This window comes from Paenibacillus sp. sgz302190 (assembly GCF_059820445.1).
Genome location: NZ_JBZYAO010000026.1, coordinates 39,599 through 54,533, shown reverse-complemented (window position 1 = coordinate 54,533; position 14,935 = coordinate 39,599). Strand labels below are relative to the sequence as shown.

12 protein-coding genes and 1 riboswitch are annotated in these 14,935 nt (G+C 57.2%); of the genes, 2 read left to right on the top strand and 10 right to left on the bottom strand.

Annotated elements, in window-relative coordinates; translation table 11 throughout:
* Positions 1-143: 143 nt before the first annotated feature.
* Genes AC6RNO_RS24665 through AC6RNO_RS24645 form a run of 5 tightly spaced genes read right to left on the bottom strand, consistent with a single transcriptional unit; the run spans position 144 to position 5,386 of the window.
* Complete coding sequence (locus tag AC6RNO_RS24665) at positions 144-1,097, bottom strand: PfkB family carbohydrate kinase (protein ID WP_497107095.1); 954 nt, start codon at positions 1,095-1,097, stop codon at positions 144-146.
* Positions 1,094-2,395 (bottom strand): alpha-galactosidase, encoded by a 1,302-nt coding sequence (melA, locus tag AC6RNO_RS24660; protein WP_497107094.1) that lies wholly within the window; start codon positions 2,393-2,395, stop codon positions 1,094-1,096. The genes AC6RNO_RS24665 and melA overlap by 4 nt, the downstream gene beginning before the upstream one ends.
* Positions 2,396-2,415: 20 nt before the next feature.
* The gene (locus tag AC6RNO_RS24655) at positions 2,416-3,240 is read right to left on the bottom strand and encodes a carbohydrate ABC transporter permease (protein WP_474680300.1); all 825 of its coding nucleotides are present in this window, start codon (positions 3,238-3,240) and stop codon (positions 2,416-2,418) included.
* Between the two features lie 16 nt (positions 3,241-3,256).
* On the bottom strand, positions 3,257-4,195 hold the full coding sequence (locus tag AC6RNO_RS24650) for an ABC transporter permease subunit (protein ID WP_497107093.1): 939 nt from the start codon (positions 4,193-4,195) through the stop codon (positions 3,257-3,259).
* A 15-nt stretch (positions 4,196-4,210) separates the two neighbouring features.
* On the bottom strand, positions 4,211-5,386 hold the full coding sequence (locus tag AC6RNO_RS24645; RefSeq protein WP_488434529.1) for an ABC transporter substrate-binding protein: 1,176 nt from the start codon (positions 5,384-5,386) through the stop codon (positions 4,211-4,213).
* A 361-nt stretch (positions 5,387-5,747) separates the two neighbouring features.
* On the opposite strand from AC6RNO_RS24645, the gene AC6RNO_RS24640 reads away from it, so the two are divergent.
* Entirely contained in the window at positions 5,748-6,779 is a 1,032-nt protein-coding gene (locus AC6RNO_RS24640) for a substrate-binding domain-containing protein (protein ID WP_497107092.1), read from the top strand.
* A 1,425-nt stretch (positions 6,780-8,204) separates the two neighbouring features.
* On the opposite strand, the gene AC6RNO_RS24635 is transcribed toward AC6RNO_RS24640, so the two are convergent.
* From AC6RNO_RS24635 to AC6RNO_RS24615, 5 genes are all read right to left on the bottom strand, one after another.
* Positions 8,205-9,008, bottom strand: a complete 804-nt coding sequence (locus tag AC6RNO_RS24635; RefSeq protein WP_488434530.1) for a DeoR/GlpR family DNA-binding transcription regulator — start codon at positions 9,006-9,008, stop codon at positions 8,205-8,207.
* Positions 9,009-9,074: 66 nt separating this feature from the next.
* Positions 9,075-10,235, bottom strand: a complete 1,161-nt coding sequence (locus AC6RNO_RS24630) for a Gfo/Idh/MocA family protein (RefSeq protein WP_497107091.1) — start codon at positions 10,233-10,235, stop codon at positions 9,075-9,077.
* A 71-nt stretch (positions 10,236-10,306) separates the two neighbouring features.
* A complete protein-coding gene (locus AC6RNO_RS24625; protein WP_488434532.1) occupies positions 10,307-11,245 on the bottom strand; it encodes a 1-phosphofructokinase family hexose kinase in 939 nt (312 codons plus the stop codon).
* Complete coding sequence (gene fba, locus AC6RNO_RS24620) at positions 11,242-12,108, bottom strand: class II fructose-1,6-bisphosphate aldolase (protein WP_474680307.1); 867 nt, start codon at positions 12,106-12,108, stop codon at positions 11,242-11,244. Before fba ends, AC6RNO_RS24625 begins: the two co-directional genes overlap by 4 nt.
* A 12-nt stretch (positions 12,109-12,120) precedes the next feature.
* The gene (locus AC6RNO_RS24615) at positions 12,121-13,107 is read right to left on the bottom strand and encodes an ROK family protein (protein ID WP_488434534.1); all 987 of its coding nucleotides are present in this window, start codon (positions 13,105-13,107) and stop codon (positions 12,121-12,123) included.
* Positions 13,108-13,579: 472 nt separating this feature from the next.
* Here AC6RNO_RS24615 and AC6RNO_RS24610 point away from each other — a divergent pair, with 472 nt between their 5' ends.
* Complete coding sequence (locus AC6RNO_RS24610) at positions 13,580-14,623, top strand: SIS domain-containing protein (protein WP_474680309.1); 1,044 nt, start codon at positions 13,580-13,582, stop codon at positions 14,621-14,623.
* 152 nt (positions 14,624-14,775) lie between these two features.
* Positions 14,776-14,874: riboswitch (purine riboswitch) on the top strand.
* Positions 14,875-14,935 lie beyond the last annotated feature (61 nt).

Sequence of the window (14,935 nt, the reverse complement as noted above, 5' to 3'; positions counted from 1 at the left end):
TTTCAAATCAAGCGAATTTCTTGAGGCTGCAGTACCCGAAACCTTCTCGCATCACCCCCTTTCCGAAGCGGAACCGTCATTCCAGGAGTCTGTCACAGGCAAAATGAAAGATGCTGTACCGTTTGTGCAATCCGGATGGGCGCTCAGTCAGCCGCCTGCAAACCGGCTACGCCTTCCGCCGTCGGCAGACTGCCCGTGCCGCCGGACCCCTGAGTCGATAAAGCGCCGCAAGCGTTCGCGTATTGAAGCAGCTGCCCGGCTCTATAGCCTTGCAGATAGCCATAGATCAGACCCGCGTTAAAGCAATCCCCCGCTCCGGTCGTATCGACAGGCATTACGCGGTATGGTCTCGCTGTTAACGGCGCTTTTCCAGGCTCGCGCAGCGTCGCCCCTCTGGAGCCCTGCTTGACGGCGACGAGCCCTGCGTCAGGCGGCAGCTTCGCGAACAAGCCGTCGATCGAATCGGTTTCGAAAATACGGAAAACTTCCTCTTCGCTCGGGATAAACAAATCGGTATGCGCGAGCAGTGCGCAAATCCCTTCGCGGTCCCACGCATTGCGCACATCCCATCCCGTGTCGAACGAGGTGCTGACGCCCTGGCTGCGCGCGTTCCCGAAAAGCGCCTTCCAATGCGGCCTCATCCCGTCCTGCAAATAGTACGAGCCGAAGTGAAGGTGGTCCGCTTCCTGCAGCAGCTGCTCCGGGAAGTGCTCCGGCGCGAGCAGCGGGATGCAGCCCGGGTACGTCAGCAGCCCGCGGTCCGACGGCGTCGAGAACGACAGCGTCACGCCGGTCTTCACACCGGACAGCGGCTTGATATGCTCGGTGTCTACGCCCATGCGGCGCAGCTCAGCCGTGCAAAACGCTCCGAAGTCATCGTCGCCGACTACGCTGACGAACCGGACATCCAGGCCAAGACTCGCCAGCGCGCACGCCGTAATGGCCGAGGAAGAGCCCAAGACGACGTGGAAGCCGTCGATTATTTTTTCGCGGTTCCATTCCGGCACGACGTCGCTGCCGGACAGGATGATGTCTACGTTCAGCTCGCCGGCGACAATAACGGTACGGGGCCGGGCCCCTTGGCCGGCGCGCATCATCGGAGAGCCGGGATGTAATCCCGCTCCGCTTCGTACAATTGCTCGAACATGTCGCTGATTTCGGCCAGCGAGCAGACGGCCGCAGAGAGCGGATCGACCATGAGCGCATGGCGGGCCATTTCCTTGTCGTTGTTCAACACGGCGCCCACGGCCAGCTCGAAGAAGGCCATATTGCTGCGGCACAGCGCCGCCAGATGCTCCGGCAGCTCGCCGAAGCGGCAAGGGTTGACGCCGTTGCGGTCAACCATGCAGGCGACTTCGACGACGCCGTTTTGCGGCAAATTATGAATAAGTCCTTGATTCGGCACGTTGCCGTAGATCACCTTCGTCTCGTTTTTGAGCATCGCTTCGATAATGACCGCAGCGTATTCGTTGCTGGATTGCAGCTCAAGTGGCGCCGTACCCTCCAACTGCTGCAAGATTTTCTCGTCGTTTTCCTTGCGCCAAATCGGCCAATTCTCGGCATAGTAGCCGGTAGCGCCATTGTAGCCGGAATTGCAGTGCAGATCAATCAGCTCCTGCCGCTTGCGGTAGTACGGAATGTACTCCGAGAAATGGCCGCTCGATTCGGAGACGAAAGCGCCCAAATATTTCATCGCGTCGAAGCGCACGGGATCTTTGTGCAGCAGGTCCGGATTTTGGATTTTTTCCCGCAGCACCGGATACAGATCTTGCCCTTGATGCGTCAGCTCCACGAACCAGGACATGTGATTGATCCCCCCGGCTCTCCACTGAAGCTCGTCGTACGGAACGCCGGCGTATTTCGCCAACTGGCGGGACGTGTTCTGAATCGAGTGGCACAGCCCGACGACCGGAATGTCCGTAATGCGGGAGGTCAGCAAAGTTACCGCCGACATCGGATTCGTGTAGTTGAGAATGATGCTGTCCGGACATAAGTCCTCGATGTCTTTGACGATGTCCATCCAGCTGGGGAGCGTGCGCAGCGTTTTGAACAAACCGCCGGGGCCCAAGGTGTCCCCGATGCATTGGTTGACGCCGAATTTCAGCGGAATTTCGTATTCGTATCTGACGGTTTGCAGCCCGCCAACTTCAATCTGATTGATCACGAACTGCGAGCCCGCGAGTACGTCCCTGCGCTCGACAGATGCGATAACGTCCCACTTTTTGCCCGTCATCTCTACGATTTTGAGCACCAGCCGTCTGGCGATATCCAACCGGCCCGCATCAATATCTACAAGGGCAATCGTGCCGCCGTCCACTCCTGCAATATTCAAAATGTCCATTGCAATCTCCTGCGTGAATGCGCTGCCTGCGCCAATGATCGTAATTTTCGTCATATGCTTCTCCTTATATGCATTTATTTCATGCCCGTCATCGTCAAGCCTTTGATGAACTGCTTTTGGAAAATAAGGAACACGATAATAACCGGAATCGTAATGAGCACGGCCGCCGACATGACGACGTTGTAGTTGACGACATGCGTACCGTTGAAATAGACCAGTGCGAGCGGAACCGTCATTTTGTTCATATCGTTGAGCACAATGAGCGGCCACAAATAATTGTTCCACGAATTCATGAAGGTGAAAATGCCCAGCGCCGACAGCATCGGCAATATGAGCGGAGCAACGATGCGAACCATCAGCTTCAGCTCGCCCGTACCGTCGATCCTGGCCGCATCCAGCAAGTCCTCGGGAATATCCTCAATGAACTGTTTGGCCAAAAATACGCCGTAGGAGCTGACCAGATTCGGTAAAATGACTGCCATCAAGTGGTTGATAAGTCCGAGCTTCGCCGTAATCAAATAAGTCGGAATCATCACAACCTGAAACGGAATCATCATCGTCGCCAAAATGAGCAGAAACATAAGGCGCTTGCCCTTGAATTGGTGCTTGGCGAAAACGTATCCGGCAAGCGCGCTGGTGAACAGCGTCGCCGCCGTGATGATGACGGAAGTCAGGGCGCTGTTGAACAGCCATTTGCCGAAAGGAGCGTCCCGCAGCACGGTGCGGTAGCCGTCCAGGCTCGGATGCTTCGGCCAAAAGCCGCTTGAGCCCGAAATGATGTCCATGTTGCTCTTGAGCGAAGAGAGCGCCATCCAAAGATAGGGCGTAAGCATGACGGCAGCAGCCGCTATGAGGACGACGATGACGAACGTATCGATCCAGACACTTTTGCGATGCATAAGCTCCAGCCTCCTGTCAATATTCCCATTGCGTGCGGCCCCATCTCAGCTGCAGCAAAGTGACCAATAAGATGATGACGAGGAACACGGCGGCCATCGCCGACGCATAACCCATATTCGAGTTGGAAAACGCCTGGTCGTAAATGTGCAGCGCAAGCACTCTCGTCTCGTTGAACGGCTCGCCTTTGGTCATGATCTGGAACTGCGGGAACGCCTGGAAGTACGAGATCACGGTCGTGATCGTCACGAACAGCGTCGTTCTTCTTAGAAGCGGCAGCGTGACGTGTCTAAACAGTTCCCACCTGTTCGCGCCGTCCAGAATGGCGGCCTCGTAATACATATCCGGTATCGAATCCAGCCCTGCCATGAACAGCACGATATTGTAGCCGATATCGGCCCACAGCGTCATCATGATGACGGAGAGCAGGGCGTAACGCGGGTCGCTCAGCCATTGAACCGGCGCAACATGCAGCTGGCCGAGCAGCATATTGAACAGGCCGTTCTGGTAATTGAACATCGTGCTCCACACGATGGCGGTTCCGGCCAGCGGTGCGATCGTCGGCAAAAAGAACAGCGTGCGGAACAAATCTTTCAGCCAGCGCACCCGCACCCGTTGAATCGCCATGGCAATGAGCAGTGTAACGACGATGTTGACAGCGACGGTAATGATGACGAATTTGAACGTTATCCAGAGCGATTTGAGAAAAACCGCGTCCCCCAGCATACGGACATAATTATCCGCGCCGGTGAAGATCGCATGATCGCTGAGCGGATTATATTTGAACAATGACAAAATCAAGCTCCAGGCAATCGGAAGAAAGGCGAATATCCCGAACAGGAGCAGCACAGGCGTAAGTGAAATGAATACAAATCGTTTCCCGCTGCGGTATCGGACAGGCGCTGCTTCCGCTGTCTGCATGCGCCTATTCTCGCTAGTTATCGTACGGTTGCTCATGTCCTAACACTCCGATCACTTATGTTGATCCTGGCTATCGTTAATCGCTTTCTCGATTTTTTTAAGCCCGTCTTCTACGCTCTCCTGCCCCGTCGCCATCAGTTGGAAATGGTCGTTGACTTGTTTGAAGAAAAAATCGCGGTCGGCTACCGGTCCGATCCACTGACCGTACGGCAGAACGCCGATCGGCGTTTTCATATACGGATTTTGCTTCAAAAATTCCGGGTCTTCAGCCACTTCCTTTTTGGCAGGAACCGTAAACGTGGCGAGATTCCATGTGCGCAGGTTGTCTTTGGAAGCCATGAACTGAACAAAGTCGAGCGCTTCCTTCTGCGCTTTGCTCTTTTGTGCCACAATCGTTCCCCAGCCGGATTCCGCTGCGAAGTACGGTTTTTCCGAAGTGAAGGAAGGCATGGGCACGTATTCAAAATCTTTCGCCTTGTAATTGTTCAGGCCGGCGGCGATCGTCCACGGACCGCGGTAAGTCATCGCGGAATTGCCGCGGAAAAAATAATCGGACGTATCCAGCTCGCCGCCAAACGTTGTCAGGTCTGCGACCTTGTCGTCGGCGACCAGCGTTTTAAGCGCCGTCATCGCTTTAACCGCTTCCGGAGTCTGGAAGTTTACGTGGCCGTTGTCGCCCCAAATTTTGCCCTTTTGCTGCAAAATGAACGAAAGGAACGTGAACGTAATATTGTCGCCGGAAACGAAATCGAAGCCTTTCACCTTAATTCCGCCGCCATCGCGGACCGTCAGTTTTTTCGCCGCATCGACAAGCTCCGGCCATGTCGCCGGTGGGCCGGCAATGCCTTTGTCCTTCAGCATTTGCGGATGAATCAGCATGCCCCCGTTCTCGATGTTGTACTCCATCGGCAAACCATACAATTTATTGTCCCATGTGTATCCGCCGAGCGGAGCTTCATAGTACTCCTTGCGCAGTGCGTCGCCGTTCGGCAGCTCGGCAAGCAGGCCGTTCTTGGAATACTCCGGCACCCACGTACCGAAAACTTCGGCAATATCCGGCGGATTTTTGGCTGAGAAGGAAGCTTTCAATTTCTGGTTATAAACGTCGTAGGGAAAAGTTTGATAGTCGATCTCTACGCCCGGATGCACGGTTTGGTAGGCTTCGATCATCTTTTTGTAGGCGTTTATAAAAGCGTCTTCCTGGTGGCTCCAAAAAACGAGCTTCACTTTCCCTTGCGCTGCGGACGATCCGGCCGCCGTCGGTTGAGAATTTGCATCGCTGGAACAGCCAACTATTGCAAAAATTACGCAAACAGATGCAAAAACAGCAAAAAACTTCGAGAATCGCATAAAAATAACCCCTTCCGAACGTATGTATAAGTTCATTTTTATTGCCGATATGAAAAATATACCGCAAAAAATAGGTGCAGTCAATGCATTTTTCTCGTTATTTTGCCGCAAATTTTACAATCATTTTGCAATATTTTCACCCAAATTCAAGTTGACCTTGCGCTGCTTTTTACTTAACATAAAGAGTGAGATTTTGCGGCAAAAAAAATAAGAATGTTGAAAAAGGCAGGTTATCGTCATGACCACTTTAAGAGATATCGCTGTTCGCGTCGGCGTCTCCATCTCCACCGTATCCCGCGTGCTGGCTAATGAAGCCAACCGCACCGTGAACAGCGAGACGAAGCAAAAAATTTGGGATACCGCGCGCGATCTCGGTTATCATATCAAGACCCCTGGCCTGGTAACGGCAGCGGCGGCCAAAAGCATCGGATGCATTGTGTCGACGATGCAAAACCGTCATTACCATCCTTATTTCTCCGTCATTTTCGACGGAATTGAGAAGGAATTGTCCAGAAACGGCTATAAAATCGCTTTCACGTATACGCAGGAAGATTTGAAAAAAGCGGAAATTTTGCGCCAAGTTACGCTTGAGGATCAGATCGAAGGGATGATCGTAGTCGAAGGCATCGATCCCAAAATATACAACTCCTTGAAAAAGCACACCAAACATATCGTCGGCATCGACGTGTCCGACCCGGACATTCCCACCATTTCCTACGACCGCGTAGAAGCGGCGCGCATCGCCGTCAAACACCTGGTCGACCAGGGCCACCGCGACATTTTGTTCATCGGCGGCACCGGCTTGTCCGGCGAATTCGACCGGGAAAAAAGGTACCGCGGCTACAAGCAGGCGCTGGAGCAAGCCGGTCTGCCCGTATCGCCGCACCATGTGATCAACGCCGAATGGGAGCCGGATCATGCCTACAGGCTGATGCTGAAATACTTGGACGAGCACCGCGGGCAGCTGCCGACAGCCGTGTTCGCCGCCAGCGACATCATGGCGATGGCCGCCATGCGCGCCATTGCGGAGAAAGGCTTCCGCATGCCGCAAGACTTCGCGATCGTCGGCTTCGACGACAACGAACCTTCGCGCTACACGGTGCCGCCGCTGTCGACGATCCACATCCCGACATTCGAAATCGGCATCGTCGCCGCGAAAACGATTTTGCAATGCATCCACTCGCCCTACCCGCTGCCGATCAAAATCGTGCTGCCGTTCGAGCCGATCTTCCGGCAATCGAGCGATTGGCCGGTCACACGGCCGCAGTGAACGCCCACGGCGGCGGGGCGCAGCGCGACGGCGGGTGTCGCACGATAGAGCCGGCGCGGCGCTGTGACGCCTGGGGCGAGACGCGGCGCGATGGCGCGGGCGGGTGCTGCGCGCTCCCGCCTCCGCTGCGATGCGGCGTGTACGCACGCTGGAGCCGGCGCGGCGCTGTGACGCCAGGGCGAGACGCGGCGCGATGGCGCGGGCGGGTGCTGCGCGCTCCCGCCTCCGCTGCGATGCAGTGAGTCCGCTGGCTGGAGGCGGCGCATTGCCAGTAAACCCGCACGCCAAATGACAGCACATCCCCGTGCAGCGCGTAAAAAGCCTGCAAAAGTGCAGCTTTTTGCGCTTTAATGCGCTGCCTTTGAGAAATTCCTGCAAATGTGCAGGTTTTTCATCGAACACATCGGCTCTTGCTCATTTTCCTCGAAAATTCCTGCACAATCGCAGGCTTTTCCCAAAAATGAGCCACTTTCACGGAAAAAGCCTGCACTTTCGCAGGTTTTTGCCCCTTGCCGATGCCAAGTCGCTTTACAAACCGCGCACCTGCTTTAGGCGGAATTAGCACGAAATTGCGATCAACCGTTCAAATCACCGTAGCATCTGTTGGCTTGGCATCCAGTTGCTTGTCCGAGACTTTTGAATCAATTTGCGGCGACGTAAGAGCTGCAAGGTTTTCGCCACGCAGCTCCCACCTCCGCTTCGACGCGGCGAGCCCGCATGCTGGAACCGGTGCGGCGCGGTGAACGCCCGGGCGAGACGCGGCGCGATGGCGCGGGCGGATGCCGCACGCTCCCGCCTCTGCGGCGATGCGGTTAGCCTGCACGCTGGAGCGGTGCATTACAGTGACGCCCGGGCACGCCACGGCGCGCTGGTGGATTCCGCACGCAGCGCGTAAAAAGCCTGCAAAAGTGCAGCTTTTTGCGCTTTAAAGCGCCGGCTTCAAGAACTTCCTGCAAATGTGCAGGTTTTTCATCGAACACGTCGGCGCAGACTCATTTTCCTCGAAAATTCCTGTACAATCGCAGGCTTTTCCCAAAAATGAGCTACTTTCGCGGAAAAAGCCTGCACTTTCGCAGGTTTTTGCCGACTGCTGATGCCAAGTCGCTTAAAGAACCGTGCACCAACTATAATAGGCGGCAGGAGCACGAAACCAGCCGTTCAAATCGGCGCAGCATCTGTTGGCTTGGCATCCGATTACTTGTCCGAGCCGCTTACGATTTGCGGCGGCATAAGCGCCGCAGAGTTTTCGCCGCGCCGCGCTAGCGCTGGCGCTGGCGGATGCCGCACGCTCCCGGCTCCGCAGCTCTGGCGGCGAGGCCGCCCACTGGAGCCGGCGCGCCGCGTGCCCCGCCCGCAAAAAAAGCGCCTCCGGAACCGCGGAGGCGCTTTTCGCATGTCCGCAGGCGCTGCGGCCAGGCCAGAGCCCTACAAAGGCAGCGCGGCATCGTCCGCTGCGAGATGCACGGCGACTTGCCGCTCCCGGCAAGCCTGCTCGAACCAGCTCTCCGGCTGCTTGTTCGTAATCACTCCCGTCGCCCGGCTCAGCGGGATAATCGTGAACAGCGCCGCTTTTTGCAGCTTGCTGTGGTCAAAAACTGCATACACTTGCCCGGAACGCTCGATCAGCAGCTGCGCGATGCGCGCTTCCAGCTCCGAATGCATCGTAAACCCGTGCTCCAGCGAAACGCCGTCGACGCCGAGAAACATTTTGGTGACGTTGATTTTGTCGATCACACTTTCGGCCAGAGGACCGATCAGCTCGTAGCTTTTGGCGCGCATGACGCCGCCGATGACGACGACCTGCACGCCTTCGGCATCCGCCAGCTCCGCCGCGATATTGACCGCATTGGTCACAATCGTAATGTTGCGATGCTGTTTCAGCGCTCTGGCGATAAAAAACGTCGTCGTCCCCCCCGTCAGGCAGACGACATCGCCCTCTTCGACAAGCTCGGCCGCCACTTTGGCGATGCGCTCCTTGCTTTGGCGCTGAAAAAAACGCTTGTCGGCAAAAGGAAGCTCCGACGAGGTCTGCATCAGCGCTCCCTCATAAATTGCGCCGCCGATGGTGCGAATGATTTGGCCCGATTTTTCCAGCATATCGAGATCGCGTCTGGCCGTAGCTTCCGAGCAGCCGATGGCCTCGACGATTTCCTGTACCGTGATTTTGCCGTGCAGCTTGATCAGCTCCAGCGCCCTCATTCTCCGCAGCTCGCTCTTTGAATGTTCCATAACTCTCTCCTTTTGAGGAATCCGCATCCGTCTTCCGTGGTATTCCTAATTTTGGAGGATAAAAGACTAGATTGCAAGCGGGCGTGGAGGAATGGTTATCTTCTGAAAAGAGGACGTCGCCGCCGACTCGCGCGCCCTGAGGCACATTGCTGCGCTGACGATGCCCGCTTCAAGCGGCGCCTCGGATTTCGCCCGCCCGGCGATCACATCGACAAAATTCGCGGCCAGCGCGGTGTCGCCGCCGCTATGATTCAAATTCCCCGTGCTCAGATCGTACGTCTCCACCCGCGCCGTGTGATGCATGAAAACTTTGACCGCGTTCGTATAAAAATCGAACTCCAGCGTGCCCTTGTAGCCGAGCAGCCTGGCACCTCGGGCAGCGGCAGCGCCGCGGGCGAAAAAATTTTGCGAATACGCGGCATGCATGCCCGTTTCGTAGCGGATCAGGGCAGAACCGGAGTCTTCATTGCCGGTATCGACTGCGAAACAGCACTGCTCGCCCTCGGGCTCCCGCCCTTCCCTGCGCTTCCGCACAGCGCTCTCCGGGCATGTCGCATGATCCGCGCAGTCGGGGCAAATCAGTCCGGCCGGCTTGTCGCCTTTAAAAATTTGCTTCGAGGTCATCGCGCAAATTTCCGTCGGAGCAATGTCCAGAATCGCATTCAAATAATCGAAATCATGCGTCGCTTTTTGGAGAAACAATCCGCCCGTTTCTTCTTCGTCCCGGTACCAATTTTGGTAATAAACGCTGCCGTAGGGCACATTGTTGACCAGTTGCGCGTGTTCGACGCGCCCGATTTTGCCGGACTGGACGATCTCCTTCGCAAGCTTGACGAGCGGCGAGAGCCGCAGCGGAAAGCTGACGACGACCGTACTGCCGCGCTTGCCGCCGGCCGCTTGCAGCAGAGCCAGATCATGATCGCTGGTAGCGACCGGCTTTTCGAGAAATAAGGGCAAATTCGTCGGCAGCACTTGCAGCGCCATTGGCGTGTGCAGCGAGCAGCGCGTCCCGATCATAACGCCGTCCAGCGAATCCGACGCAGCAAGCATTTGTTCCACGGTGTCAAACAAAGCGGGAACAGGCCGCCCCGCTCCTTCGAACCGCTCGCGAACCCGCTCCGCCTGCGGATCGCAAACGCTTGCAATCTGCGTATCGGGAGCAATTTGCATAATCTCGTTGATCATGGAGCGTATTCTTGTCCCATATCCGACAACACCAAGTTTCATAACCATTCCCCCTCTCCCGGCAAAAAGGAGCACCCTCGCCGCGCGGTGTGGCGGCGCATGACGGCGATCCTTTACAGGGCCGTGACCCGTACCTGCTCCATATACGATTGAAATAGCGCGTAGTCGATGTGACCCGCTTTTTCCGACATCGCATTGGCTGCAGCGGCCGCTGCGGCAATGCGCAGCTTTTCCTCGGCGGACGCGCCGCGCTCCTCGGCAAAAGCCATCCCGGCCACGAACGAATCGCCGCAGCCGACCGTATTGACCGCCGCCGGGATGACCGGCGGGATAACCCGATAGCCGCGGCCGTCGATGACAGCTATCGCACCGCGACCGCCCATCGTCACGCACACTTGGGCGATGCCTTCGTCCGCAAGCTTGGCGGCGGCCTCCGCCCCGTCGGTCTCGCCGATGGCGCTGGCGTCAACCCCGAGCCATTGCGCAAGCTCCTGCTCGTTGGGCTTTACAAAATGCGGCCGCGCTCGCAGGCCGCTGCCGAGCGCCGCACCGCTGGTGTCCAGGAAAGCGCGCGCGCCCGCAGCCCGAATGATGCCGATGAGGTCGGCATACAGATCGGCGGGCGCGCCCGGCGGCAAGCTGCCGGACAGCACGACGACGCCCGATTGCAGGGCGAGCCTGCGAATCGTTTGCTTCATCTCCCCGATGTGCGCTTCGCTTACGGCGGGGCCTTGCTCCAGCAGTTCCGTCGATGTGCCGCTGGACTCGTCGATGATGTTCAGGCATACGCGCGACTCGCCCGGCACGCGGACGAACGCTGTCGCGATGCCGCGTTCCTCAAGCCGCTCCGCGATGAAAGAGCCGCTGCTTCCCGCGATGAAGCCGGATGCCGTTACGTCGCCGCCCAGGAGCCGGGCTACTTTGGCGACGTTGTTGCCCTTGCCGCCGGGCTCGGCGATTTGCCGGGCGACGCGCTGCACGACGCCCAAGCCGAATTGCGTGACATAATATGTCTTGTCAATGGCCGCGTTCAGCGTGACCGTCGTAATCATCGCAGATCGCCGGCTTTGCCGATGCAGCCGCACAGATACATTTTTTCAATCGCCAGACGTTTGACCGCTTCTTTGGCCGGAACCATATATTTGCGCGGGTCGTTCTCGTCCGGATGCGCGGCAAATACGTCTTTGATCGCATTCGAGAAAGCGATGCGCAGTTCGGTCGCCACGTTCATTTTCGCCATGCCGAGCGACACCGCCCGCTTCACCTGCTCGGCCGGAATGCCCGAACCGCCGTGCAGCACGAGCGGAGCTGCGACGCGCGACGCGATTTGCTCGATCCGTGCAAAATCGATGTTCGGCTCGCCCTTGTAAATGCCGTGCGCGGTTCCGATAGCCGGAGCCAGCGTGTCGACGCCGGTCCGCTCGATAAACAGGCTGCACTCCTCCGGATCGGCCAGCAGCGCGTCGCGCTCGTCGACGACGATATCGTCCTCGACGCCGCCGACTTTGCCCAGCTCGGCCTCGACGTTCACGCCCGCTGCCGACGCCACTTCCATCACGCTGCGCGTGCGGCTCACGTTTTCTTCGAACGGGTGCATCGAAGCATCGATCATGACCGATGTATAGCCCGCGCGGATGCACTGAACGATGAGTGCAAAATCGGTGCAATGATCGAGGTGCAGCGCAATCGGCACTCCCGTGCGGTTCGCGGCGACCGTCGCGGCCGCAGCAATGTAGTCCGGGCCCAGATGTTTAACCGTGCCGACCGTAGACTGAATAATTAGCGGGGAATGCGTCTCCGCCGCCGCCTCAACGACGGCTTGCAGCATTTCCAGCGTGTGGACGTTGAAAGCACCGACGGCGTATTTGTTCTTTCTGGCGGTTTGCAGCATTTCTGTGGATGAAATAAGCGGCATATAAGTTCCTCCCTAATGGTTTGTAATCATCGTTGACTTCGGCCAACCGCCGCGGTGCAGCGCCCGGAGCGCGCTGCCGACAAGGCCCGCATCGTCGTTCAATTCGGCGGTTTTGACGGCATACTGGCCGCGGTAGTCATGAAGCAATGCGCCGTCCAGTTCGCGCTTCATCGGCTCTATGAGCAGGCCGGCCGCCAAAGCACCCCCGCCGCCGATCACGATCGCATCCGGTGACAAAAGCGGCACGACCGACGAAAGGGCGCGGCCGAGCGTTTTTCCGGTATGCGCGAGAACGTCCAGCGAAAGGGCGTCTCCTTCGGCGCCGGCGCGCGAAACGTCGACAGCCCGAATCGCGGCAAGGTCCGGGAACCGGGCCAACAGGATGCTCTGCTCCCCTTTGGCCAGCCGTTCTCTGGCTTGACGGGCGATGCCCGTTGCCGATACGATCGTCTCCAGACAGCCGATCCTGCCGCAATTGCACATCGCATGTCCGCCCTCCGCTTTGACATGCCCGATCTCTCCGGCCATAAAGCGGTGGCCGCTATACGGCTCGCCGCACTGCACGAGCGCGGCGGCCAACCCTGTGCCGATCGTAATGCCGTACACGTAACGATAGCCGCGCCCTGCGCCGGCAACCGCTTCGCCATAAGCGTACATGCGCACGTCATTGTCGATAAAAACAGGCCTTCTTAACAAGCGCTGCATCTCCGCGGCAACGGAAACCTGCTCCCAGCGCAAATTGACCGCTCTGCGGCTCACTCCCGCTTCCGGGTCGACCAAGCCAGGGATGCCCAGCCCGGCGGCAACCAACTCGTCTGCGGCAATTTCGGCTTCCTCTCGCATGTCTTCAATTTGTCCGGCAATTGTTTCCAGAATGGAAGCCGGGCCTTTCTCGGGAGCTGTCGCAAATTTGCGTTTGATCAGTATCCGGCCCCTCTCGTCCAGCAAGCCGCAGACGATATTCGTACCGCCAACGTCAACCCCTGCCGCATACTTCACAAGCATCTTCCTCCTAAAAAGCTTCGTTTGGAGCAAATCCGCATCAGGCGGCTCCCGCCGAACAGTACGGAGTCCCGTCTTCGTAAGCTGCGGTCTCCGGCAAAAGTCAGGCAATCTTGTATCGCTTTGTTCACTACTAATGAAACCGGCAGCCAGCGGCGCACGGTGTTCCGATGCATGGCGGCGGTCGGTCGACCACATGGCCGAGCACGCACCCGCCATCCGGACATCCGGCCGCGCATATGCTGTTTCATTTGATTTTTTATTTCATCTTTGTGATTATGATAATCCCATTAAATGATTTTTTCAATCTTTTTTTGATCAAAATTAATCGATATTCGACAATAATCACTAATTATAGATTTTCAAATTCCATATATTGATCATAAAAATCATTTTTTGATTGAAAAAATCATATCTATGCTTTAAACTATGTTTACGATACATCTTCATATTCGGGAGGTCATCATTTATGAGCTTGACTTATAACGAAATTGTTGCGCAGTACTCCGCCTTGCGGCAAACCTACGACTACTTGCTGTCCAAAAGAGAACAAATCACAGCGTTCGCCCGCGCCGGGTCCGCCGCATCGGTCACCTTCGTCGGGTGCGGCTCCAGCTACTGCCTGAGCGAGTCCGCCGCTTTCTCCGTGCGGCTGCGCGCAGGCTTGCCGGCCAGCGCACTTGCCGGAGGCGACCTGCTGCTGAACCTGGATCGCTACCGCCCGCTTATCGCGAGCACGCTGCTGGTCGCGCCATCGCGCTCCGGCTCCACCACAGAGGTGGTGGAAGCCGTCCGCTTGATTCAAACCGGCCAACGCATTCCCGTTATCGCGCTGTCCTGCGTAACGGATTCTCCGTTGTCGAAAATAGCCGACCTGTCGCTTGAGCTGCCTTGGGCGTTCGACAACAGCGTCTGCCAGACGAGAACCGTGACGAACCTGTACGCTGCGAACCTGCTGCTGGCGGCCTTCATAGGCGGCGACGAGAAGCTGATCGCCGACATCGGGAAGGCGATCGAGCAGGGCGAAGCTTATATGGCCCGCGTAGAAAGCGGAATACGCCAAGCGGCCGGCTTCGCCTGGACGAATGCCGTCGTGCTCGCCGACGGCGAACTGCAAGGGCTTGCTTCCGAAGGCGCAATCGCCCTGACGGAAATCGCCAACGTGCAGGCTCGCTCCTTCCATCTGCTGGACGTGCGCCACGGCCCGATGGTGACGATCGGCGCAGATACGCTCGTCATCGCGGCGCTGTCCGGCGAAGGCACGGAGCATCAGCGCAACCTGATGCGCGATATTAAAGCCAGAGGCGCGCGGATCATCGCCTTCGCCGACCGCGCCGAAGCGATCCCGGCCGAGCACGTCGATCTGGCCGTCGTTTCCGAGAGCGAGCTCGACATTGCGGCGCAGGGCATTCCTTTCATTTTCATCCCGCAAATCGTTGCCTTGAGCAGCGCCGAGCGGCAAGGCATCAACCCCGACCAGCCGGATGGCCTGGTTGCTTGGGTCAAACTGTAGCGGCATGCCAACCACTCTGTTCATAGGCTCCCGCTGGGGGGGGGCGATGACAGAGTGGTTTTCTTTCGTGCATTTTTCCGCTAATTTACGAACATTCTTTTATTGACACATTTCAATCATACGTATTATGATATTTATGAAACGAAATAACAGTCATCACTTCAAATAACGTTCGTATATCCTTAAGAATCGGCTTGAGGGTCTCTAGAGGGAGCCATAACTTCCTAGCTACGATCGGGTACTGCTTTCGCATACCCGGGTGGCTGGGATTTTTTGTGTTCAATTAGCCCAGCGGGGCATAACGCACAAAGG